The 23,075-nt window shown below is 44.3% G+C and carries 27 protein-coding genes; 5 read left to right on the plus strand and 22 right to left on the minus strand.

The window, feature by feature from the left end; translation table 11 throughout:
- Positions 1-23: 23 nt before the first annotated feature.
- Positions 24-281, minus strand: coding sequence for a hypothetical protein (locus L0992_17240; GenBank protein ID XGB70428.1), 258 nt, complete (start codon positions 279-281; stop codon positions 24-26).
- On the opposite strand from L0992_17240, the gene L0992_17245 reads away from it, so the two are divergent.
- Positions 253-1,404 (plus strand): MFS transporter, encoded by a 1,152-nt coding sequence (locus L0992_17245; GenBank protein ID XGB69784.1) that lies wholly within the window; start codon positions 253-255, stop codon positions 1,402-1,404. The two genes, L0992_17240 and L0992_17245, sit on opposite strands and share 29 nt — an antisense overlap.
- 141 nt (positions 1,405-1,545) lie before the next feature.
- Here the strand turns inward: L0992_17245 and L0992_17250 are convergent, their stop codons facing one another.
- From L0992_17250 to L0992_17260, 3 genes are all read right to left on the minus strand, one after another.
- Complete coding sequence (locus tag L0992_17250; GenBank protein ID XGB69785.1) at positions 1,546-1,881, minus strand: helix-turn-helix domain-containing protein; 336 nt, start codon at positions 1,879-1,881, stop codon at positions 1,546-1,548.
- Between the two features lie 158 nt (positions 1,882-2,039).
- Positions 2,040-2,384 (minus strand): winged helix-turn-helix domain-containing protein, encoded by a 345-nt coding sequence (locus tag L0992_17255; protein XGB69786.1) that lies wholly within the window; start codon positions 2,382-2,384, stop codon positions 2,040-2,042.
- A 230-nt stretch (positions 2,385-2,614) separates the two neighbouring features.
- Positions 2,615-3,508, minus strand: a complete 894-nt coding sequence (locus L0992_17260; GenBank protein ID XGB69787.1) for an AraC family transcriptional regulator — start codon at positions 3,506-3,508, stop codon at positions 2,615-2,617.
- Between the two features lie 50 nt (positions 3,509-3,558).
- Between L0992_17260 and L0992_17265 the strand changes: the two genes are divergently transcribed.
- Positions 3,559-4,956 (plus strand): MATE family efflux transporter, encoded by a 1,398-nt coding sequence (locus tag L0992_17265; protein XGB69788.1) that lies wholly within the window; start codon positions 3,559-3,561, stop codon positions 4,954-4,956.
- A gap of 101 nt (positions 4,957-5,057) precedes the next feature.
- Here the strand turns inward: L0992_17265 and L0992_17270 are convergent, their stop codons facing one another.
- Together L0992_17270 and L0992_17275 are read right to left on the minus strand one after the other, a co-directional pair.
- Positions 5,058-5,453 carry a nitrous oxide-stimulated promoter family protein gene (locus tag L0992_17270; GenBank protein XGB69789.1) on the minus strand — a complete coding sequence of 132 codons (396 nt, stop codon included), beginning with the start codon at positions 5,451-5,453 and terminating at the stop codon, positions 5,058-5,060.
- Positions 5,454-5,456: 3 nt separating this feature from the next.
- Positions 5,457-5,972 carry a GNAT family N-acetyltransferase gene (locus L0992_17275; protein ID XGB69790.1) on the minus strand — a complete coding sequence of 172 codons (516 nt, stop codon included), beginning with the start codon at positions 5,970-5,972 and terminating at the stop codon, positions 5,457-5,459.
- A 97-nt stretch (positions 5,973-6,069) separates the two neighbouring features.
- Here L0992_17275 and L0992_17280 point away from each other — a divergent pair, with 97 nt between their 5' ends.
- Positions 6,070-6,279, plus strand: coding sequence for a DUF2986 domain-containing protein (locus L0992_17280; GenBank protein XGB69791.1), 210 nt, complete (start codon positions 6,070-6,072; stop codon positions 6,277-6,279).
- A gap of 115 nt (positions 6,280-6,394) precedes the next feature.
- Here the strand turns inward: L0992_17280 and L0992_17285 are convergent, their stop codons facing one another.
- The 9 genes from L0992_17285 to L0992_17325 all read right to left on the minus strand — a co-directional run bounded on the left by L0992_17285 (position 6,395) and on the right by L0992_17325 (position 13,082).
- On the minus strand, positions 6,395-7,318 hold the full coding sequence (locus tag L0992_17285) for an ABC transporter substrate-binding protein (protein XGB69792.1): 924 nt from the start codon (positions 7,316-7,318) through the stop codon (positions 6,395-6,397).
- A gap of 2 nt (positions 7,319-7,320) precedes the next feature.
- Positions 7,321-8,196, minus strand: a complete 876-nt coding sequence (locus L0992_17290) for a metal ABC transporter permease (GenBank protein ID XGB69793.1) — start codon at positions 8,194-8,196, stop codon at positions 7,321-7,323.
- On the minus strand, positions 8,196-8,930 hold the full coding sequence (locus L0992_17295) for a metal ABC transporter ATP-binding protein (GenBank protein ID XGB69794.1): 735 nt from the start codon (positions 8,928-8,930) through the stop codon (positions 8,196-8,198). Before L0992_17295 ends, L0992_17290 begins: the two co-directional genes overlap by 1 nt.
- On the minus strand, positions 8,930-9,865 hold the full coding sequence (locus L0992_17300) for a zinc ABC transporter substrate-binding protein (protein XGB69795.1): 936 nt from the start codon (positions 9,863-9,865) through the stop codon (positions 8,930-8,932). Before L0992_17300 ends, L0992_17295 begins: the two co-directional genes overlap by 1 nt.
- A gap of 16 nt (positions 9,866-9,881) precedes the next feature.
- Positions 9,882-10,478 carry a hypothetical protein gene (locus tag L0992_17305; GenBank protein XGB69796.1) on the minus strand — a complete coding sequence of 199 codons (597 nt, stop codon included), beginning with the start codon at positions 10,476-10,478 and terminating at the stop codon, positions 9,882-9,884.
- The gene (locus tag L0992_17310) at positions 10,475-10,810 is read right to left on the minus strand and encodes a hypothetical protein (GenBank protein ID XGB69797.1); all 336 of its coding nucleotides are present in this window, start codon (positions 10,808-10,810) and stop codon (positions 10,475-10,477) included. Before L0992_17310 ends, L0992_17305 begins: the two co-directional genes overlap by 4 nt.
- A 115-nt stretch (positions 10,811-10,925) precedes the next feature.
- Positions 10,926-11,762: a DUF4198 domain-containing protein gene (locus tag L0992_17315; GenBank protein XGB69798.1), complete on the minus strand. Its 837-nt coding sequence runs from the start codon at positions 11,760-11,762 to the stop codon at positions 10,926-10,928.
- 100 nt (positions 11,763-11,862) lie between these two features.
- Positions 11,863-12,381 carry a DUF2271 domain-containing protein gene (locus L0992_17320; protein ID XGB69799.1) on the minus strand — a complete coding sequence of 173 codons (519 nt, stop codon included), beginning with the start codon at positions 12,379-12,381 and terminating at the stop codon, positions 11,863-11,865.
- A gap of 71 nt (positions 12,382-12,452) precedes the next feature.
- Positions 12,453-13,082: a PepSY-associated TM helix domain-containing protein gene (locus tag L0992_17325; protein ID XGB69800.1), complete on the minus strand. Its 630-nt coding sequence runs from the start codon at positions 13,080-13,082 to the stop codon at positions 12,453-12,455.
- A gap of 343 nt (positions 13,083-13,425) precedes the next feature.
- Here L0992_17325 and L0992_17330 point away from each other — a divergent pair, with 343 nt between their 5' ends.
- A complete protein-coding gene (locus L0992_17330; GenBank protein XGB69801.1) occupies positions 13,426-13,746 on the plus strand; it encodes a hypothetical protein in 321 nt (106 codons plus the stop codon).
- Between the two features lie 128 nt (positions 13,747-13,874).
- Here L0992_17330 and L0992_17335 read toward each other — a convergent pair whose 3' ends face one another.
- The 7 genes from L0992_17335 to L0992_17365 form a co-directional block, all read right to left on the minus strand.
- The gene (locus tag L0992_17335; protein XGB69802.1) at positions 13,875-15,053 is read right to left on the minus strand and encodes a hypothetical protein; all 1,179 of its coding nucleotides are present in this window, start codon (positions 15,051-15,053) and stop codon (positions 13,875-13,877) included.
- The gene (locus tag L0992_17340; GenBank protein ID XGB69803.1) at positions 15,050-15,670 is read right to left on the minus strand and encodes an energy transducer TonB; all 621 of its coding nucleotides are present in this window, start codon (positions 15,668-15,670) and stop codon (positions 15,050-15,052) included. The genes L0992_17335 and L0992_17340 overlap by 4 nt, the downstream gene beginning before the upstream one ends.
- A gap of 17 nt (positions 15,671-15,687) precedes the next feature.
- Positions 15,688-16,092, minus strand: coding sequence for a biopolymer transporter ExbD (locus tag L0992_17345; protein XGB69804.1), 405 nt, complete (start codon positions 16,090-16,092; stop codon positions 15,688-15,690).
- Complete coding sequence (locus tag L0992_17350; protein ID XGB69805.1) at positions 16,089-16,649, minus strand: MotA/TolQ/ExbB proton channel family protein; 561 nt, start codon at positions 16,647-16,649, stop codon at positions 16,089-16,091. The genes L0992_17345 and L0992_17350 overlap by 4 nt, the downstream gene beginning before the upstream one ends.
- Positions 16,649-18,025 carry a MotA/TolQ/ExbB proton channel family protein gene (locus tag L0992_17355; GenBank protein XGB69806.1) on the minus strand — a complete coding sequence of 459 codons (1,377 nt, stop codon included), beginning with the start codon at positions 18,023-18,025 and terminating at the stop codon, positions 16,649-16,651. Before L0992_17355 ends, L0992_17350 begins: the two co-directional genes overlap by 1 nt.
- A complete protein-coding gene (locus L0992_17360; GenBank protein XGB69807.1) occupies positions 18,025-18,792 on the minus strand; it encodes a DUF3450 domain-containing protein in 768 nt (255 codons plus the stop codon). The genes L0992_17355 and L0992_17360 overlap by 1 nt, the downstream gene beginning before the upstream one ends.
- 177 nt (positions 18,793-18,969) lie before the next feature.
- A complete protein-coding gene (locus tag L0992_17365; protein ID XGB69808.1) occupies positions 18,970-21,066 on the minus strand; it encodes a TonB-dependent siderophore receptor in 2,097 nt (698 codons plus the stop codon).
- Between the two features lie 560 nt (positions 21,067-21,626).
- On the opposite strand from L0992_17365, the gene L0992_17370 reads away from it, so the two are divergent.
- Entirely contained in the window at positions 21,627-22,931 is a 1,305-nt protein-coding gene (locus L0992_17370) for a dicarboxylate/amino acid:cation symporter (GenBank protein ID XGB69809.1), read from the plus strand.
- The last annotated feature ends 144 nt before the right edge of the window (positions 22,932-23,075 follow it).

The following is a 23,075-nucleotide window of genomic DNA, read 5'->3' on the forward strand; positions in this document are numbered from 1 at the left end:
TAATTAAATTCTAGTCATCGTAATTAAATTGCTATCGCCTTCTCTATTAAACAACCGATGAACAAAGGTTTAACGGCTTTTTGACCACATAAAATCTCGTCAATTAACCAAATATCGCAACGGTATTTTAGTTCAGTTGGTCGATAAATTTCTTTTATCTTAACGACCATTTTTATTCGTTTTACCCAATTCAGTTTCTCCCCCATAGTCGCGGAAAATTCATCGTTTCTTTCACTATCGGAGGCTCCTGCATTGGACAACATCCAACCAACAACTCGCATAACCGTTCCAGTTATTGCACTGTCTTTCTACGCGATCGCTTCAGGCTACTTAATGAGCTCTTTGCCATTAATGCTTTCTGAATATGGCCTAGACAGTAATCTATCGAGTTGGTTGGCGAGTGCCTTTTATGCAGGTCTTCTAGCGGGTACGTTATTGATCGAGCGAGCGATTGCTCGTATTGGTCATAAAGACGCATTCGTAGTGGCACTGAGCGTATTCATTGCAACGATCCTTGTGTTGCCATTGATCCCACATCAAGCAGTATGGCTATTGGCTCGTTTTGTTGCTGGTGTTGCGGTAGCAGGCATCTTCGTAATCGTTGAATCATGGCTTATGAGCGGTGACGAATCACAACGTGCTAAACGCTTAGCTATTTACATGTGTTCTTTGTACGGCGGTTCTGCGGTTGGTCAGCTAGGTATTGGTTATCTAGGTATTACTGGTGGCGTACCTTTTATCGCGATGTTCACTCTGCTATTTGGTGCGATCATTGTGTTGATGTACGGACAAGCGACACCACCACAGATTCACGATGCTCAGTCTCTGTCTCTAAAACAGGTCAGCAAATTGAGCCACAGCGCTTTAATTGGCTGCATTGTGTCTGGGCTTACACTGGGTGCAATCTACGGTTTAATGCCTGTAGAGCTTGCTCAACGTAACATTGCGCATGAAGACATTGGTGGTTTGATGGCTTTAGTGATCATGGGTGGCATGGCTGTACAGCCGATGGTGACTTGGTTATCTCACCATGTAGGACAAGTGTTGTTAATGGCTTTGTTCTGCCTATTAGGTGTGGCAAGCATTGGCGTACTAACAATCAATCATGACTTCTACGTACTAGGCATGAGCTTGTTCGTATTAGGCATGGCGACATTTGCGCTATACCCAATCGCGATTAACTTGGGTTGCCGAAACCTTGACCCAAGCTACTTGGTGTCAGTGACTCAGATCATGCTACTTTGCTACAGCATCGGTTCTGTTGCCGGACCAATCGTTGCAGACAGCTTTATGGATTCACAAGCAGGATTATTCACATACCTGTTCGCGTCTCTACTTGCTACAACGATCTACATGTTGATTGCTAGTCTAAAGCGCTCTCACCTACAGATTGCAGGCGAGTAAGCTCAAATAGACAGACACAAGAGACGTGTCATCAGGGCTCTGAGTTAAGACTTCATGTCTAAGCGAAGAGCCCTTTTTGTTTTATGCCAACGGTAAGAAAGATCGACAACAAATAACAATAACGTCTATTATTTTAGAAAGTTAAGGTTGAAATACGTAACCTTCACCAGTGATGGTAATGATTAATCCATCTCCGAATAACGATCTTATTTCGGATATCGCAACAATCACAGATGAGTTGGTCACTTTCTCACTTTCCCAGCCAATCTTCTTTAATTGACTAACACTGAACAATTCACCCCTATGTCGATTCATAAATAGAATGATCTTTCGGTATGCCAAAGGCATGGTAGCCAGTACGTAGCCGTTTTCTACGTTGCGAACAAGTTTGGTGTTGAGTTCAACAATTTTACCGTTTAATTCAAGTACTACGTTGTTTTCAGAATGGTTCGTTTCTATTACAGGATAAGAGTCCATTTTTATATCATTCCCTTACTATATAGCCAGCGACAATGTCAGATTTGTTCGTATTTATATAACGTCGCTTATATGTGGACGTTTTAGATTTGACGATAATCAATGGAATTCGTACGGTAAAGAGATTAAATTTTTATTATAAGAATATGAACAGAATATCAACAGCAGGGTCTGGGCTCTAATAAATAGCCTTCATTCGGTATGGTATAGATACATTTACAGTCTATCATTCTGCGAATTTCATAAATGGCAACCAGCACGGAAGCGGATGTCACAGACTTACCAGGCCACCCTACGCGCTTGAGAATATTCTTGCTGATGACCACGCCTTTGTTCTGGTAAAGATAGAAAAGTACCTTACGGTGTGGTTCAGATAATGTCCCGACGATTGACCCGTTGTCTTCCTTTCGGACCAATTTCGTTTTAGTATTCACTTCTCTCCTGTTAAGAACGATTACCCATTCAGAACTAAAGTCCGGCATGTCCGTTATGTCTTGTGTCATCACTTACCTCTTATTTTGTGAATCAGCCATACCGATTTGCATAGGCATGACCATAAAAGTAAGAGAAAAGTACATAACCCCGATCGTTAACAATACAGTAAATCTACTGCATTCTTCAGTTATCAGACATCGTAAATGAACACTGTTTTATATTGGCTTTTCAGTTAAATTTCGTCCAAATATCAGACATATTCCAAACGGCCTTTTACTTTGATTTTCAGATCAATAAGTTAGCGTGTCAGGCGGTGACTTTTACGATATTGGCTCGGAGATAATCCAAAATGCTTCTTAAACCGATGTGAGAAATTATATGGGTCTTTATAACCCAGACGATTGGCTATCATCGACACCGACCAATCTTGTTGCTTCAACAAACTGGTCGCTTTATCCATTCTCAACTGAATCAATTTGCTGCGCGGAGAAACATTAAACAGCGACTTCGTGACTCGATTTAATTGCTCTTCACTGATAAACACACGCTCAGCCATGCCTGCTACTGTCCAGGCTAAATGCAAACTGCTTTCGATCTCGTTATATAACGCCTGAACACGTGCCGTGGTACTGGTCGATTTAGGCTCAAACCCTGTTAACGTGCGAATGATTTCGCTCATCAGTAGCTTTCTGTAACTTGCCCTGCCACCAATTTCAAAGTGAACCAAGTTCATTAGTGACCAGATTTGTTCGCACTCGCCGAAAGGGACAATACTCTGACCCAAGCTCGCAATATGTTGCCACTGCGGGGTATCAGGCGTCAGCATCCACGCCATTTTCCAATAGTTGTATTGAGGATCGAGTTCAAAGCGAAATGGGGTTCCAGCAGGAAGAACCACCAGCGTGTATGGCGTAATCGCTTGTACTGAGGTTGCGGTGGTTAGGATTCCGCCCCCTTCTTGTGTAAAAATCAACGTATGAACATTTACAGATTCGCGTTCCACCCAATACTCGTCATGCAGCTTTGCCATTCCCCCCATGTAAACACCGCAGCTTCTCATTTCCGGGATATCTTCAACGGTCAAAAAACGTTCTTTACATTGTTCTGCAAGAAACACGTCATCTTGCCACGTTGATTTCGGTTTCATGCTATCAATGACGGATTTGCACAGGTTTTGTTGTTTTTTAAACATGTTGTTACTTCACTCAAATCACTATAGTTCAGCCATAAATCGGAGAGCTTATGACAACTAACATCAACCCTAACTCATCTATGAATAACAAGCCAGAGAGCATCTTACCTCGTATCGTTAAACTTGGTTTGCCTGTTGCTTTGCAAAGTGCGCTGGTTGCTATTCTTGCCCTTGCTGACGTCTTAATGGTCAGCGATTTTGGTATGGAAGCAGCTGCCGCTGTGGGAATTGCATCAAAATGGCACTTCGTTGCTATTATGATTATGGCAGGGTTGGCCTCAGCAAACGGAACATTAGTCGCTCAATATTGGGGAAAGAACGACCGTAAAAGCGCGCGCACAGTATCGTCTATCGCGATGGTATTTGGCTTAAAAGTTCTGCTACCTGTGACAGCAATCATCACTCTTGGTTCTCAGTTTTTAATGATGTTGCAGACCAGCGATCAAACCGTGATTGAACTTGGCGCGACTTACCTTTGGTATGGATTCCCTGTCCTTCTGCTGACTCACATTGTGGTCGTGGTAGAAGCAAGTATGCGCTCATCAGGTGACACCGTAACTCCGTTATTGCTTGGTGCGGTGACGATTGCCCTCAACATCGCACTTAACTTCGTACTCATTAAAGGTGCCTTCGGTATTCCAGCTATGGGCGTTGCAGGTGCGGCATTGGCAACCACTTTAGCGCGCTTGATTCAAGTGGGTTTGATGTATGGCTACATGCGTATGCGTAACCACTGGTTATTAACCGCGCCGAGTTCACCACATCGTCCGTCGCTTTGGTTGTCTTACCGTCGTATTGCTCTACCACTGACTATGAATGCCGTTTTATGGGCAATGGGTACCATGGCGTACCAAATGATCTTTGGCCATATGGGCACAACGGAGCTCGCAGTATTCTCAATGCTCGCGCCTTTTGAGTCGCTGTGTTACTCGATATTCTTTGGTATTTCTGTAGCGTGTTCAGTGTTGCTTGGTCACTCACTTGGTCGTGATGAGTTTGATGACGCTATGAACATGGGTCTGACGTTCATTAAAGCCGTGGTTGGTTTTGGTGCGGTTGTAGGCTTACTATTATTTATAGGTAAAGAGCATGTTATATCATGGCTAAACCTGACCACAGACGCTTTATACCCGCTCGCTTCCCCTGCAATGATGATCATGTGCTTTGCTGTCGTGATTCGTATGCTCAACATGGTGATCATTAACGGTATTATTCGTGCTGGTGGTGATAACGCTTTCTGCCTTCGTATGGATTTCATCGCGATGTGGATGGTGGGCATTCCAGTATGTGTTTATGGCGCGTTTGTCGCTGGATGGGACTTTAAATACATCTACGGCCTGATGTTGGTAGAAGAAGTGGTGAAACTGGCCATCTGTTCACACCGTTACTTGAGCAGACGCTGGATCAACAACCTAACGGTGACCTACGAAGAACCACAAGCGGCTTAACCTCATCAAGCTAGCTGCCCTCTGAACAAGAAGATAAAAAACAAAAAGGTCTGAGAGATCAGACCTTTTTCGTTTCTTTAGAACTTACTTTAAAGCGCAAGTTACTTCTTATTCATTCGGATGTGGCGGTTCGACACATTCGGCAACGGCTTTTCAGGTACTTTCCGCTTCTCATGAATCAGATGTCGAATCGCTAAGATAGGATGCTTAAGTAGCATTCTTGGCCCGGCATAGCGCATCACTAAACGCATTTGCTCTTTCGGATCGGGTTTATAGCAGTGAATCGGACACTTATTACAGGTCGGTTTTGCTTCGCCATAAGGACATCTATCCAGCCGTGTTTCGGCATAACGCAACAGTTGTTCACACTCCTCACATAACGCGTTATTCTTACGAACTTCACCGTGGTGATCTTTGCAATAGATGTGCACCATCGCAATAACGGTTTTGTACTCCGTTGCAAGCTCGCCTTGTAGAATATTGTTATGTTGGAACATGTTTTAATTACCTAATGAGAAACCGTACAGGTTGAGATTAACGCTTTCGCTGATCACATCTTCAACTCGCTCGAACACAAAACCTAACTTAGTCAGTAATGCGATACTTCGAATGTTATCAGAGGTTGTGATGGCAACTAAATGATCGATATCAGCATTCTGCTTAGCTTGTTCAATTATCGCCTTTGCTGCTTCTTGGGCAAAGCCTTGACCAAAAAACTCAGGAACAAACCCGTAGCCAATATCATGCGACTCTAAGGTATCCCTTTTGATTAGTCCGCAGATACCAATTGGCGTTGAAGTCTCCTTGATTTCAACCATCAACAAACAAACACCCTTCTCTTCGTGCATCTTAAGAATGTTGTTTTCGATGTACTCGACAGCCTTGTCAGTGTCGCTGATTTCCTTATCACCAATGTAACGCAGGAAATCTTTTGAGCTGTATAATCGTTGAATAAACGTCGCATCTTGGGGTGTGATCATTCTTAATCTTAAACGTTCGGTCTCGACGGCCTGCATAGTTATATTTTCCTTGCTGAATACCATGTAAATATTGAGTTCTAGAGCTAAAATGATTATCCTCCACCGCCTAAACTAAATACAAGGCTATGCAGCAATGAACCGTAAGAAAAAAATCAATCAAATTCTAAAAAAGAAGCAGAAACAGGCGAATTCTAAACTGCATAGTAGCAACAAGCCTCGCTACATTTCTAAAGCTGACCGTGCAAAAATGGAAGCTGAAGAACAAGCGAAAGCAGCTCAAGAACAAGCTGAAGGTGCAGTAGAAGCAACTGTCGAAGCTGAAGAGACAAAAGCTGCAGAGTAAGTTTAAACTCGCAGTCCTCTTGTCTGACACTCTTTTCAGAGCCAACAGGCAAGAACAAAAAAAGCAGCCTTTATTTGGGCTGCTTTTTTGATCCTACCATTTGTAATCGCGCTGATTAGCCTTTGAATGGCTGCACTTCCCAACGGGCAAACGGCGCTTTTCCAATAATCCCTGCTCTACCCCAACGATCAACAGAATCCACCACTAAGATACGCTCATTCGGTACCAATGATTTAATCAAGTTACTTGGCTTTTTCGCTGTGACTAACCATAGAGCATCGTCTTCTGAGAACATCTCTTTAAGCTTGGCTTTGTCTTCGTCTGTCCACTCAAGCTCGGCTTTGAACATACGCTCTTCAACAAACAATTGGCTGCCAGAGGCGAAATCTTCCAAGCTTTCTGAAAGCAACAATACTGAATCTACGTCATTATCTAGCAATACTGCTTGCTGCTTGTTGATCAGTTCACGAACATCCAACATCACACGTTGTAAGTTGCTATCAATCGTTTCAGCTTGCGCAGGCCACAACAACTTAAAGTCGTCAGCCACAATCGCCGCCATACGCGTTAAGTTAGTCGGGTTTAACCACGCGTATTTAGACACATCACCATTCGACAATGTAAGGGCCGCAACGCCTTGTGCACGCGGTGTAATCGCTTGAGCCGCATCTACTTCAACCAAACGGATATTGCCTTGTCTTGCGTAGACAAAGGTAGGATCCGCTTGCCAGATCGATGATAGTGTTACCGCAACGGTCGCCTTTTCACCCGATTGAAGCACTTTACTAGCACCCTTGGTACCAAACCAATTCGGCAGACGATCAATACCGTAGCGCTTCGGTGGCAGGTATTCAGTCGTAATGTCCGTGCCTTTGGTTAGCTCTGTCGCCAATGCATAAGTCACAGGTGTACTGGTTAGGATGTCTTCTGCATGCACGTTCAGTGACAGCACAGAACCAGCCATTAACACACTACCCAGCACACTCACTTGAGCCGCTGCTTTTACTGAGCTAGCGATACGATTCATTAAACAAGTCATGATTACGCCTTTCTTACAATTCGGTATAGCGTTGCTGCTAGGAAAAACGTTGCAGAAACGATGATGATTGACGCGCCCGATGGCACTGGCAGTTTGAGCTCCATAGGCAATACTGTTCCAACCAAACACGCGATGGTCGCGAGTAATGCCGACAAGAGAACAAAGCTTCCCATGCGTTTAGTCAGCAATCGAGCTGTCGCGCCTGGAATCAGCAATAACGCACCTACTAAAACCGCGCCCACGATCTTCACGGCTGCAATTGTCACTAAGGTGATCATCATGACAAACAAGTAATCGTAGAAGCTGGTGTTGTAACCGCGCACCTTCGCAATATCAGGGCTGATACAGGTCAGGAGAATACGGTTAAATGTCGGTATCAAGAGCAAGATGATGAGCGCGCAGCTGCCTGCGAGAATCGCTAAGTCTTGGTCTGTTACGGTAAGAATCGAGCCAAACAGTACGTTTTCAAGCATGTGGATGTTGATCTTACGAGCTACGTACATAAGTAACGCCGCGCCGACCGCTAACGCTAGCGCAAGGAAAACGCCAACTAAGGTATCGTACGGAACGTTGGTTCTGTTTCTTACGAAGTGCAAAAGCAGAGCGAAGATCATACAGAAGCTAAACAAACCAATGATTGGGTTTTCTGGTGGCTCGCCAAGCAAAACACCAATCGCAATACCGGTTAATGCTGCGTGGCCTACTGCCTCAGAGAAAAAAGCCAGACGCTTGGCAATCACCAAAGTACCCAGACCACCTAACAGTGGGCCAAGTAGTAACGCAGCGACCAGTGCATTCACCATGAAGGCATACATGAAACTGTCTGATAACCAGCCCGCTTCAACGCCACTAATGGCAAGTTGTCGTAACCAATCCATTACGCAACCTCCTTCGATTTGGTCATGGCAGAGCCACTGCTGTAGTGCTGGAATAGGCTCTCGATTTTACTTGGATGTAAGACTTCTTCGTGTGGGCCACTATCCACCAAGAATCGATTCACAACATGTACGTTCGCTTCGAGTCGACGCACTGCCGTGACATCGTGGTGTACCGCAAGAATCGTACGACCTTCATTAACACATTCACGAATCAGCGATTCAAGGTAACGAACACCCTGTTCGTCCATACCCGTCGTAGGTTCATCTAAGACCAGTAAGCTCGGGTTATCCAATAACGCTTGAGCAAACAAAACACGTTGCTGCTCACCACCGGATAACTGCCCCATGCGGCGGTCGCTACGTGTCGCCATACCAACGCGATCTAATTGTGCGAGTGCAAGATCCAGTTGCTTAGATTTACGACGCCAGAACAACGGGATTCGCGTTTGGTTAAGCAGTACGAAGTCCATGACCGTCAAAGGTAAGCTAGACTCGAACGTCGCTTTTTGCGGAACATAACCAATACTTTGCTTTTCTGGCCAGTGAATATTGATTTGACCAGAGAAAGGCGTAAGACCAAGCACAGAGCGGAGTAATGAAGTTTTACCACCGCCGTTTGGCCCCATGATCACATGACATTCACCCGCTTTAAGTTCGAGCGATATATCATCCAGAATCACGTTATTATCGTATTGCAGGCCGAGTTTATTAATTGAGATTGATGGACCTAACATTATGCGTTCCCGCTTTTTGCTTGGTTCGCCGCCGCAAATTTCATAGCTTCGATCAACGTCTCTAGGTTCTTCTTCATCTCAACTTCTACTTTATCGTCTTCGTATTCGCCGTGCGTCATGTGAGAAAAGCGGTAAAGCTGAACGCCTGTTTCCGCTTCAATCGTGTCAACAAAACGGTTTGGCATGTTTAACTCGTAGAACAGAACATCAATACCTGATGCGCGGATCTTTTCGATCGTCTCTTGCAACTGGCTAGCACTTGGCTCAACACCGTGTGCAGGCTCGATTACTGCTGCGACATCCACACCAAACTCTTGAAGAATGTAACCATAAGCATTATGTGTAGTCGCGACCTTCATACCTGATGTATCGAGTTCGCCCAGTGACAGCATCGCATCGCGCTTCATAAAACGGAATTGTTTAGCGTACTTACGTGCGTTCTTACGATAAAACGCAGCGTTGTCCGGGTCGAGCTTAGACACTTCACTGGCGATGGTGTAAACCTTTTGAATCGTTGTCGAAAGCCCAACAAATGTGTGCGGGTTAACGGCACCTTGACCAACAGACTGACCAAGAGCAGGAAGTAGAGGCACTTCTTTGTTTGCTTCGATCACGACTAAGTCATCACGTTGCGCTGCTGAAATCACTTTAAGCGCGAAGTCATCGTGACCAATACCGTTTACTACGATTGCATCCATTTGGCTCAATCGCTTTAAATCATTGGGTTGTGGTAAGTAGTTATGTGGGTTGAAACCTGCGTCAACCAAAGGAAGAATGTTCACTTTGTCTCCTACTACTGCTTTTACGTAGCTGTAGTAAGGCTGAAGCGTGATACCAATCGTCAGCTTATCGCTGTCGATCTTATATTCTTTTGCCAATGCATTGGGTGCCATGAACACCGCTAATAACGACATGAACAGAGTCATAATTCGCATAGTAATTCTCTTATTATTAGTGAGCATCGCTTTCATGATGCTGTTCAATTTCTGATTCGTTCACGACCATTTTCCAACCCGTAGACTCAAGCGTGTGTTGGTCAAAAGTAGCTGGCTGTTTCGCTACGCCACCCAAGAAGATCCAGATCTCAGGGGAAACGCTGTTCGCGTTTAAAATAAAGGAGTCCGCAGAACCATGATCGGTTGGTTTAGCTAGATCACTTGGTGTCGCAGATTCACTTGGAGTAGAAAAGTAATAACCTCGCTCGTCCAGTATCCAAGCATGAGATCCTTTGCGCTTCCAACTCTGATCTTCTACAAACGGGGCAACCCATTCATCTTTAAGTGATGCAACACTCGGCCATTCACCATCTGAGTCCATGCGCAGGTCACGAATTTCTTCATGAGCCAAACGCAGCTCTGATAGCATCGCCAAGTTTTCTTGTTCAACATCGGTCACCAGAATTTGATGATCAAGTACTGCTTTAACGTGGGATTCTGCCTGATGAAATGGGATCGCGACGGTTGCAAAGCAAAGGATGAACACAATGATTAGCCCTACCCATTTGCCCTCTCTGCCGCCCGTGTCAGCACGTACGCTTTGAATCATCATTTTTCGCTGATCTCAACAACATCAACTTCAACAGGAAACTCATGGCCTGAATCGAACACAAGGTAGAACTCAGTGTCAGGGTGTGGGAATTCAACGATAGAACGTTTATCTGTCATCTCTTTTGCAATCAAGTTGTCTTCGTAATCGTACATCTCAACCGCGTAATCAATCGCTTTGCTGCCATCCGAATAACCCGCTTCACAAGCAACGGTCTTACCTTCAAACCAGCAGCTCATCAGTGGAAAGTGTGCTTGCGCAGGTAATGCAGCGAAACCAAGTCCCAATGCTAAGCAAGGAGTCATTAAAGCGTTAAGTTTTGTTTTTATTGTCATGGTTTGTACCCTAGCCACAGTGCAAATTCTCAGAAGTAAACTGAGCGATAAAGGGCTCAAATGAGCCCTTAAGTTTTTTGGTTCTTAATCAGGGTTCTAGCCCTGATATCACAAACTATTGAAGCAGTGCTTCGAACGTTAGGTGAACGTTCGCGCTTGCTTTGTCTGCCAGTGGGTTGTCAATCAACTCACCTTTGTAGTTCGCTTTCATTACGTAGCGGCCTGCTACGTCTGGAGTAAACGTAATTTCACCGTTCTCATCACTCACCACATCGATCTGCTCTTGGTGGTTGCGGTAAAGCGTACCTTCACGAGTGATCTCCGCTTTCACGTCTTTCTGGATTTCACCGTTGTAGAAGAACTGGAATGTCACAGGTTCGCCTTCAACGATGTCTGAAGGGTGTGTCACAGGCTTCATTTCAAGAAGCTTGCCTTCAATTTTGAACACTGAATCCGTTGGCTTACCTACGGTGATGTAGCTTTCTGCGCGAGTGAAGCTGATTTGTGTTACCACGTCACGTGACTTTTCAGGCAGAACAGAGTCACGCTCTGCTTTGTTTGCTTTAATCCATTTCACAGTGTCACGGCGACCTGCTTTGTATTGCGTGTAGTAAGACGGCTGGTTGTTGATCGCCACTTTGTGTGTACCTTCTTCTTCAAAATAGAAGTCGAAGATTGAACGACGCTTGCCACGAATAACAAAGTTAGGGCGCTCGCTGCGACCATCAGGCATGATGACATGAGCATTTTCGCTGCCCGCAGGCTTATCAAAAACAAACGTACCGTGAGACGCAGTAACGTCGAACGTTAGCCAATCACCACCTTCTTTAGATACAGTGAAGTGAGATGGCAAAATCCAACGTGGGTGAGCTTGTGCCGTTGTCGTTGCTGCTAGGCCGAATGCCATCACACCCGCTAGAGCAAGTGCTTTGATTTTTGTCTGTTTCATCATGTTCAATTCCATTATTTATAATTGTTTGCCGTGTCGCTCTATCTGAGCCTACGATGACGACTGTCTATTCTGTTCAGCTTGGTTTTACTGTCCGTACTTACTATTTAGCGATGTAGTTCAGGGTGATTTCACCCGTCTCTTCCGTTGCTTTTAATTCGTAAGATGCGTTTGAATCTGTGAGTGATACTTTTTGGCGAAGGTAGTTACGGCCACCGTGTTCGCGAACCACTTCGATATGAACCGTGTACTCGCCCTGCTCTAGGCTTTCACCGCTGTCGCTCTTACCATCCCAAACGAAACGGTACTGACCAGCAGGACGCGTTGCAGACGTTACAGCATCAACCAGTTCACGATCGTAACGACCAACCTTTCTCCACCAGCTACGCAGATCCTTAAGCCATTCGTCTTTACCGACCCAAAGCTCAATGGTTTTCACTGACTTTCGTTCGCTATCCTCTACCCACACAGCCACATAAGGGCGTTTGTATGGAGAAGCCTCAATTCGTGGCAACTCAAAATGCACGTCGAGTTTTGCTTTATCAGGAAGAGCCTCAGCCATTCCTAAACTTGGTAAAAGAGACAAAGCAAGAAGCGCCTTGCTCCAGTTCATTTTTTTCATGTTTAACAACCTTTTAAATCCGTTTTACCTTAAGTTCGTTCTTCAATCCGATTCATAAATCGAACCAAGCGTTAAGGCACGGCGACAAAATAGATAACAAGTGAGATTGCAGACCCAAACACCGTCCATTTGATGGAGGTATTAAGCGTCTTTTTCTTAGGTAACAGTAAGCACACGCCAGTAAGCACAAAGAAGATCATCAGTAGCGCAATGATATCGATAAACCATTTCCATACTTCACCGCTGTTACGACCTTTATGTAGATCGTTCAACAATGCGATAACGCCGTAGTTAGTGGTTTCGACCTCTACAAACTCAGACGTAACGTCAACAAACACGGAAGCGTTGTAGCCAGGCCCTTTGAAGTCCATAGACACTTCACCGATGAGCAACTCATCGTCTTCAATCTCTGCGTAGATTTCCAAACCAGAAGGAACGCCGGAGAGGTTGGCTTCTTCGAACAGAAACGTTTCAAAGGCTGTCTCGTCAGCTTTTAAACGTCCGTCTTGAACCGTAAATAAACTTGTAGGAAGCGTTAGCGTAGAGCGTTGGATATTGGGTTGGCTTGATTCAAATAACTCAGGTCGGTTCAGGGTGATACCTGTCACTGAGAAAAAAAGAACCACGAACAGAAGCGCCATAGAAATATAAACATGAAGTCGACGAGCCCATGACTGAACCGCCCTACTTTTTAACGACATACAAACCAATACCTATAAATTTTATGGCGACAATTTAGTTGATAATCATTCGTATTGGCATTCAATTTACATTGTTTACGTTTGCCGAGTGGCGTAAGGAAATTTACATAACATTACATGGGAAGTAATCGAACTGTATGCATATTCTTGCTAACGTGTACTAGAGGGATTTGATTCGTTCTATTAGAGGTTATCGATAACAGGGTCAAAGCTCAAAAAAGCTCAATCTCAACATGCTTGATTGAGATGGGTTTAAGGTAACAGTCGTAGCTTTAAGGATAGAAAGTTGGGACTGTTTGATCACTGGTTTTATGATAGCTAATGAAGCTTAAAAGGATTTGAAATGCGTATTATTGTTTTGGCTTTTGCTGCGCTAACAACGGCGTGTACCAGCCAAATAGCCAGCACGGAAGAACATATTCAAGAATACATCGGTTCAGGCATAACCGATGTACAAGAACGTTATCTCACCGAACGGTCACGCCCTATCAGTTTTTGGGCGTCTCGAAACTATGCTTGGATTGAGACAAAGAAGCCGTTAGACAATGGTTATACAGTACACGCCTTCAAAAACCCTTATCGTGACTGCACCATTAATTGGGTCGCTGATACTAGTGGTGTGATTCAAAGTGCAACGTCCAGCGGCACGATGTGCGAGCCTTAATTGACGCATTGGGCAATAAAGTTTACAAAGCTTTAACCGCCAAAATTAAAAAGGGTGTCATTTAAACCATCAAATGACACCCTTTTCTCTATATCACTTTCTCTTGTCTTCTGTTGTGCTATTAGCAGTTAAACGTTGCCGTTGTCACTCACTGTTCTTAGCTGAGTCAGATATTTAATCCAACCTTTTGCTTCAGAAGAAGGTTCAATGTTGTTCGCTCGTTTTGCTTGAGCAAGAGCATTATCAAGATTCTTTAGCTTGTACCATGAACGCACTTTCGCTAAAGCAACATCGGCTTGCTTGTTCTTGTCTTTCACTTTATCCAAAACAACCAGAGCACGATCGTAGTAACCTTGTTGAACCAGTAACTGAGCCACATTCCAATGATATTGCGTGTCTTTTTTAGACGCCAACGTCCACACTTCAATAGCACTGTCCCACTCTTTCGCTAACTGCCAGTAGGTTGCTTGCTCAGCCAGAAGTTGAACATCGCTGTTCGCATCATCTAACTTAGCGATCTCCTGCGCTGCACGCTCTGGAATACCACGTTTAGCATAAAGCTGAGCCAGTAATCTGCGGTCTGAGTTTTTCAGATCAACACCTTGAAGATCAGCTAGTGCTAACGTGTTCAATGCATCGCGGTTACGTTCTAGTCTTAACTGAATACCCACAAGTTGACGCCACCAGTTGTCTTTTTCTGGCTGAAGTTCAATCAGGCTTTCCAGTGTTGGAATAGATTGCTTCCATTGCTTTAACTGAAGTTGTGCACCCAGTTTTAGCGAAAGAGGCGACAGTTCTGATTTTGCATTGAACTTGTCACGATTACCAATAGCAACCAGTACTTTTGACCAGTTTTCGATTTGGTATTCCGCTTGTGCAATTCGCATCCAAAGTACGTCTTTCTTTTCTGCCTCTGGCGCTGTTTTGACTAGCTCATAGTAATGTGGAAGCGCGTTTTTGAACTGCTGATCGTTTAATAACAAATCAGCAAGCATACGCTTCGTTATCCAAGCTTGTTCATCCACCAGCAAATTAGTGTCTACGGCATAAGTAAGCTGCTTAATTGCCTTATCCGTTTTGCCGTCTTGCCAGTAAAACACACCCAGCATACGAGCCACGTACGCTTTGTCGTAGCCCTTAGAAAGATCTAAACCTGCAAGTACGTCAATGGCCTGTTTAACCTGTTCATCTTGAGCAAGCTTATGCGCCTTTTGAACACGAATAGCAGTATATTGGGTTAGCTCTTGTGCCTGTGTTGTAAGGGGCATTAACAACAAGCCCACTAATATCCATATCTGTTTCATCATTTTGCCAACTTAAACTCTAGTTTCACGGTTTGACCAACCTGAGCTATCGCTTTTCCATCGACGACTTTCGGTTGATATTTCCATTTTTTAAGTGCTCTCATCGCTTCACGTTCAAACATACGACGTGGGTTTGCGTCAGTGACTTGAATATCAATTGGGCGCCCCGTTTCATCGATGGTAAAAGACATAATCACATGGCCTTCAGCTCCGCGCTTAAGCGCTTTCGCAGGGTAACGAGGCTCTACTCGATACAAAGGCATTGCTTGTTGGTTCGACCCAAAATCAGAGAATGTCGGTGCGTTAATCGCTAAGCCATCAATGGATGTATTCAAATCCAATGAAGGCAAAGAAGACATCGAATTCAAAGGCGTAACTTCAGCTTGTGACTGAGATGTTTGTGCTTCCGGTGGCGGCTCTGGCATTTCTGGCTGTTCCGGAACGGCACGCTGTCTTCTTTGTACTTCTTGCTCTTGTTCTACCATCACCATATTGAATGACACGCCTTCACTAGGCTCCGGTGTCGCTTTGTGACCGTTATCTACCATCCAAGCCATCAAGGAGAACAAGGTCAAACCCAAAGCACAAGCTATAGGCAAAGAGAGAAATAAGCGAATCATGTGCGAATCTCCCCCACCTAAGGTTTATCTGCCGCAAGAGCAATATTCTTGACGCCCGCCGCCTTAGCTGCATCCATTACTTTTACAACAGTACCATTATAAGAGTGTTCGTCCGCTTGAATAACCAATGAAGCTTCTGGTTGCTCTAATAAAAGGTGTTCCAATGCCGCTTGAACACGCTCAACGTCAACGACACGTTTATCAATATAGATGTCGTTTGCTGATGTGATAGCAACAAAGATGCCCGCATCCTTTTGGCTTACTACGTTAGAAGCTTGTGGGCGATTAACTTCAACCCCCGATTCACGAACAAATGAACTGGTCACAATAAAGAAAATAAGCATGATAAAGACAATATCAAGCATCGAAGTAAGGTCTATTTGAGCTTCTTCGTTTTTAGAATGACGTCGACCGAGTCTCATCGTTGACTCCTTAAAGATTTTTCTAATTTCAATTCTAAGCGGTTACATACTTTCGCTAAGCGAGCGTGAACGAACATGCCCGCTAACGCTGCAACCATGCCTGCCATGGTAGGCAGTGTTGCTAACGAGATACCTGAAGCCATCAATTTAGGGTCACTGCTGCCTTGTGTCGCCATGACATCAAAAACAGAGATCATACCGGTTACGGTACCTAACAAGCCCAACATCGGACAAATAGCGACTAACAGCTTAATAAAATTCAAGTTTTGGTTAAGCAAGATGCTCGCTTGCCCTAACCAACCTTCACGAATGGCTTTGGCATGCCAAGATGAGTGATCTTCTCTTTCATGCCATTTCGCTATCCAAGCTTGGCGTTGCTTGGGAAAGTAGAACGCAAGATAAAGCACACGTTCTACCACAAGCACCCAATACACTAGGACCACAGCCGCTAGCCACCACAGGACGAAACCGCCCTGCTCCATAAAGCTTGATAAAGACAGCAGCCAGTCACTCGTTAACCAACTCGCTGGTAATAGAGAACCCGACAAAATATCCATTACGCAGCAGTCCCAACTGGTGAAACAACAGCGTTTGATTCAACGGTCTTTTCAGCCTGCTCAGCAACAAGGCCAATGCCCTGTTTCTCAAGAATATTGCGAATGTTTTCTGCTTGAGTACTAAGAATATTGTGTGCCAGTAGAAGAGGCATTGCCGCAACCAGACCAAGTACCGTAGTGACAAGCGCCATCGAAATACCACCCGCCATTACTTTAGGGTCGCCATTACCAAACTGAGTGATCACTTGGAATGTTTCGATCATGCCGGTTACTGTACCTAAAAGACCCAACATTGGTGCTAGTGCCGCCAATAGCTTAAGCATCGATAAACCTTTCTCTAAGTGAGTCTGCTCATCAACGACCGCTTCTAAAAGTCGCAGCTCTAACGCTTCAACCGTTTGGTTTTGTTCTTTGTTGTACACCGCAAGAACACGGCCTAGTGGGTTATCACCCGCTTGCTCTGGGTTCTTAAGTTGCGCGCGAATTTTCTGACGAGCGATAGCAAGAGAAACACCACGAACCAATGCGATGATTAGACCAATAGCTAGTAGGCCAAGAATCACTTTACCAACCACACCACCCGCTTGTAGACGGTCAGTTAGGCTTGGCGTAAGTGCTAATTGCTCAAGCATAAATCCGCGAGAAGGATCGACAACCACGTTAGATACTTCACCATTCGCTAACGAAGAAAGTGATGCTAACGTTGGACCATTTTGTGGTTGTTTAAGGTAAACAACGGCATCTTGGAGCTTAGAATCCCACCATGCATAACCTTGCTCGGTCACTAAACCAATTGCACCAAGTCGATACGCATCAACAGTTTTACTCACACCTTCATCGTTTACTAATAAGATCGACGGTTTTGATATTTCTGAGCTTGCTTGAATCTGCTCAACCAAACTCTTCCACAAGCCGGCTAATTGAGGCATAGAAGGTAGAGATTTAGCATCGACAATGTCATAAACAGTTTCGGTGTGCTTTGAGCGATCTATATTAGTGACTGATTCAAACAACTCGCGATCGATCTCTTTAGCATGCTGTCGTACCACACCGAAAAGTTCACCTAAGCTACCTGTTTCTAAGCGCAATTTCTCTTCCATACGAGCAAGCTTATTTTCGTTATCACTGAAAGTCTTAGTGAGAGCGTCTGTTGCACCTTGAATTGAAGCGCGCTTAACTTCAAGCTGCGCTTTGATCGTGTTCAGCTCTTGTTCTGTCTTTTTGAAGTCAGCTTCACGAGCTACATTGTGAGAAGCTTGAGTACGGTTCTCTGATTTTGCTTTGTTGACGAGCTGAGCCGTTGAGTCTGAAGCTGAGAAAGCAGAAAACGAAAGTGATGTAATGCAAAGCAATGCTGCTAATGGTTTTAAGTTCATTACTTAACCTCCGCAACAGTTAAAGAAACAGGTAAAGTGATCAAGCTTGGCGCCGTTTGTTGGTTAGCAATATCGTAAGCTTTATCTAATTCGGGTTTCATTGAAGAATCAAGTTCTTGCCACTGTTCTTGGGTTTGGTTCCATGACCAGTAACGAGTACCAGTTAATGTGCGAGCTACCAGAGAAATACGACCAAGGTGTAACACTTCTACCTCAATGGTTTGGTCTTTATTAAGAGTAACGCGGTCAGTGTAAGAGTTCAGTTTGATGCCGTAATCAACTTCAATCTGATAAGCATCTAGAATACGGCGGTATTTTTCTGCATCACTCACGTCAGCGCGAGTCATCATTGCTCTAAGCCTTTCTACACGATCTAGACGTTGATCTTTCTTAATCGGCACGTCTTTCTCTACCAACTGTTCAAGGCCATCGATCATTTGATACATCAATGGCACAACACCTTGGCGTGTGTATTTGATTTCTTCGATCTGCTCTTCAATGCTTTGAGCTTCTTGGTTTTGGCTCTCAACTAATGCAGCAAGGTGATCGTGATAGATTTCTAGGTTTTTAACTTCTTCTTGCAGACGCTCAATCTCAGCTTGCAGCATTAAAGTCGCTTGTGAGCTTTTATCAATAACCTTTTGGCTCGAAGCCGACGCGTTATTGGTCTTGTTTTGAATTGATTGAGCTTGATCCAAGCTGTTTGCCATCGAAGACGTTGCAACCAAACTGATGGCAAGCGCTAGGCTAGTTTTTAAAAGATTCATAATTGTAGTCATTTACTATAGAAGAAGGTCAAATGAATTTTATTGATAAGCACTCTCATTATCATTAAAAGTCACTCACATTACTAGGGATATTTTACCAAATAGCAGAATCACGAAAGGGGAAAGTCGAAACTTTCCCCTTAGCATTTAGGCTACCAATAGCACCCTACTAACAAATTAGTATTTTACCTGCAAAGTCGCCATGTAGTTGCGGCCTTCGCCGATTACTACGTCTTCTGCAAATTGGTGTTTTGAAGAAGTTGAACCACCACCCGCTAGGTATTCTTTGTCAAATACGTTCTCTACTGTTAGACGAGCAACGAAGTCTAGAGAGTCATCGTACTTAAGCGTGTACGCTGCACCCATATCGACACGAGCATAGCCATCTTTCTTGAACGTATTCGCGCTATCACCGTAACGAGAACCTTCGTAGATAAGGCCTAGGTTAACATCAACTTCGTTTGTTGCTGCGTAAGTAGACCAAACGCTTGCTGCAAACTCAGGTACGTCAACTGGGCGGTTACCTTCATATGTTTCATGGTTAGTGATTTCAGCATCTAAGTACATTGCTGAGCCAGACATAGAGAATTTTTCAGAGATAAAACCTTGCGCCGCTAACTCAGCACCACGGTGAACTTGTTCGCCACCTTGTGTCTTCGTCCAATCGCCTGATGAAGTGTCTTCTACATCCATTGAGATGTTTTCTTGGGTAATATCGAATACCGCACCAGAAACGAATAGACGTTCGTCCATCAGTTCCCACTTAGTACCGACTTCGTAAGAAACACCCGTCGCGGCATCAAGAAGTTCGCCATCGTTGGTGTAGTTACGGCTACCGCTAGAGACAACACCTTGTGGTTCAAAGCTTTCAGAGTAAGAAGCGTAAATGCTACCGTTTGATGCCGGGTGGTAAATCACGCCAAGCTTAGGTGCAACGTTTTCTTCTGCAACGCCATCACTTACTTTACGGTCGAAACGAGCGCCCGCAAGAACTTGCCATTCGTCATTGATAGTAATCAGATCTTGAATGTAGAAGCCCCAAGTATCGTAGGTGCTCATCTTACCTAGCGATGTTGGACCCACTGACGGTGCTGGTACCGTTGCATCTGGTGCGTATTCGCCGCTGCTGAAACGATCCATACCACGGTAATAGCTGTAACCTAACCAGTTAGCGCCGAATAATAGTTGGTGCTCTGTGCCAGCAAGATCAGCAGTTGTTGTTAGATCGACATAAGCCGTTCTGAAACGCCATTTATCGTGACGGTAGTTACCACCTTGAGTTACCGTACCGGTACCATCAGGGTTCATATTTTGAAAGCTTGGGTAGCTTTCCATATCGATACGTTCAAAATCTTGGTAGTTGAAACCTGTTTTTAAAGACCATGTATCAGTCAGGTTAGCAGCAATATCAAAACCTACGTTCTCAACATCGTTTTCAATCTGAGACCACTGCGCATCCCAGATGTGCTTATCGCTACCCACTCGGTTACCATCTAGTGTGTATAGTGCACCAGAATCTACGCTGCCTTCGTCGTTAGTCTTATCGTAATGAACAGAAACCATTACGTCTTCAGTTACATCGTAATCGACGAATACACCGCCAACAAAACGCTCTGTTTGTGGTTCAGTACCGTCGCCGTATGTTCTCCAAGAGCCGTAGCTTTCTTTAGACAGAATTGCACGACCACGTAGCGTTTCTGCATCGTTCAGGGCGCCACTTACGTCTAGAGTGGTACGAGTATGGTCGTTCGAGCCGATGTCTTGGCTTAGGCTTACTTGTGTATCATAAGTAGGCTTCTTGCTTACCATGTTGATCAAGCCACCTGGTGCAGAAATACCGTAAAGAAGACCAGAAGGTCCTTTAAGTACTTCAACACGTTCTAGAAGCTCGATTGGTTGACGGTAGTGAGACCAATGTTGCTGGCCATTCTTAAGGAAGCCCGAAGAGCTTTCTACCGAGAAACCACGTAGAGAGAAACGCTCACGGTTACGGCTTGTACCACCCGCACTCACACTTGCGTCATTCTTAAGAACGTCACCTAGCGTTGTTGCACGCTGTTCATCGATGATTTGCTCATCGATTACTGAAACTTGTCCCGGAGTCTCTAATTGAGTCGCCTCCATGCGCATTGCTGTTGTGTTCGTGTCGGCTTTGTAACCGTAGTCACGACCTTCAACAACCATGTGCTCGTCTGTTTTTACTGTTTCTGCCAATACTGCTGGTGAAGCTAATACTGCGCCGATCACTAAAGCCAATGGGCTCTTTGAAAACATGTCCTTTACTCCGCTTTTATTCTTTTAGACGAACACTTTGTTATTTATTCGATGTGTTCGCTGAACCGTTGCCGGTACCACTGAATTATTTCGGGAGTGAATATAAGTGATAACTATTACCATTTGCATTAAATTTACATTCTTTGCATTCGTAAATTTTTGTAAAGGCCTATCCGCGAGCCATATTTGGAGATGTCAACAAAACCAATTCAATACAAATAGTTAAGACTCATGGACGTAAATCGAGTGGTTATCTTCACCGAATTTTTTGAAACAACGGTATTTGTTCAGTCAATTGAAGACGTGAAGATTGATAAGAAAATCATCTCTTCTTATTTACTACCTTTGAAACGACAAATTTATGTATAAAAACCTCGATAAATGTAAATTAATGGTGAATTGTTTTGTTTTTATTTGTTTAATTTACACAATTATCAGTGATTTTGATCACATCTATAATTCCAAACTCATTTTTTGTTTTTCGAATTGATTATCCGACTGCTAATCTCCTGCTCACTTTGAAAAGGTATCAAAGTTATAAATAATAAGGAGTGTTCTAAATGAATACCAAGAAACCTATGTCTCTGACTGGTCGAGTAATCCTCGGTATGGTCGTAGGTATATTCACGGGATTTGCCATTCAATCCCTGTTTGCAGAAAGTGGATTTGTTAACAACTACATCGTTAACGGACTCTTTGAAGTAGGCGGACAAATTTTTGTCGCCAGTTTGAAAATGCTTGTTGTCCCACTAGTCTTCGTTTCACTAGTGTGTGGTACAAGTTCTCTTAAAGACTTATCAACTCTTGGCCGTATGGGTGGCAAAACGCTTGCACTTTATATCGGTACTACAGCCGTTGCTATCACTCTAGCACTTACTATCGGTAACCTGTTCCAACCTGGAGCTGGTGCGGATCTTACTGCTGCGAGCTCTTTCAAATCAGCTGATGCCCCTTCTCTGGGCCAAGTAATCATCGACATGTTCCCAACCAACCCTATTCAGGCGATGGCTGAGGGCAAAACGTTACAAGTTATCGTATTTGCAGTGTTGTTTGGTATCGCAATCAGTGCGGCGGGCAAACCCGGTGAACGTATCGCTGCAGTTTTCTCTGATCTAAACGAAGTGATCATGAAGCTAGTTGCGCTACTAATGAACCTTGCTCCTTACGGCGTGTTCTTCTTAATGGCAAAACTGTTCTCTGGCCTTGGCTTGGGTGCGATTTGGAACCTAGCAGAATACTTCCTAGTACTTGCAGGTACCCTACTGTTACACGGTTTGGTTACTTACAGCGCAATGCTTAAAGGATTCACAGGCCTTAGCCCAATTACGTTCCTACGTAAGATGGAAGATGCAATCATGTTTGCATTCTCAACAGCATCTTCAAACGCAACGATTCCAGTAACAATGGAAACCGCGAAAAACCGCATGGGCGTAGACAACAAAGTGGCGTCTTTCACAGTACCACTAGGTGCGACTGTGAACATGGACGGTACTGCTATCATGCAAGGTGTTGCGACAGCGTTTATCGCGCAAGCGTACAACATTGACCTATCAATGGGTGATTACCTAATGGTTATCCTAACGGCAACACTGGCGTCTGTAGGTACTGCAGGTGTTCCTGGTGTTGGTCTTGTTATGCTAGCGATGGTATTGAACCAAGTTGGTCTACCACTTGAAGGTATCGCTCTAATCATGGGTGTTGACCGTCTTCTTGATATGATTCGTACCGCTGTAAACATCACAGGTGATAGTGCCGTATCTATCATCGTGGCGAAGTCTGAAGGTGCTCTTGATGAGTCTCGCTTCAACGACCCAGCTGCTGGCGAGAAAGAAGAAGAAGTTAAGCTAGCACGCCAACAGGCATAATCTAGTTTCTCTGACGCTCTTGCCTTCGAGCTAAGGTGTAATTAATGGCTACACCTTAACTCACAAAAAGCGCATAAACAGAAACGCCACTGCAGATGCAGTGGCGTTTTTTATTGGGTATCGTTTTTTGAATTCGTATTCGGT

This window comes from Vibrio pomeroyi, assembly GCA_041879425.1.
GTDB lineage: Bacteria > Pseudomonadota > Gammaproteobacteria > Enterobacterales > Vibrionaceae > Vibrio > Vibrio pomeroyi_A.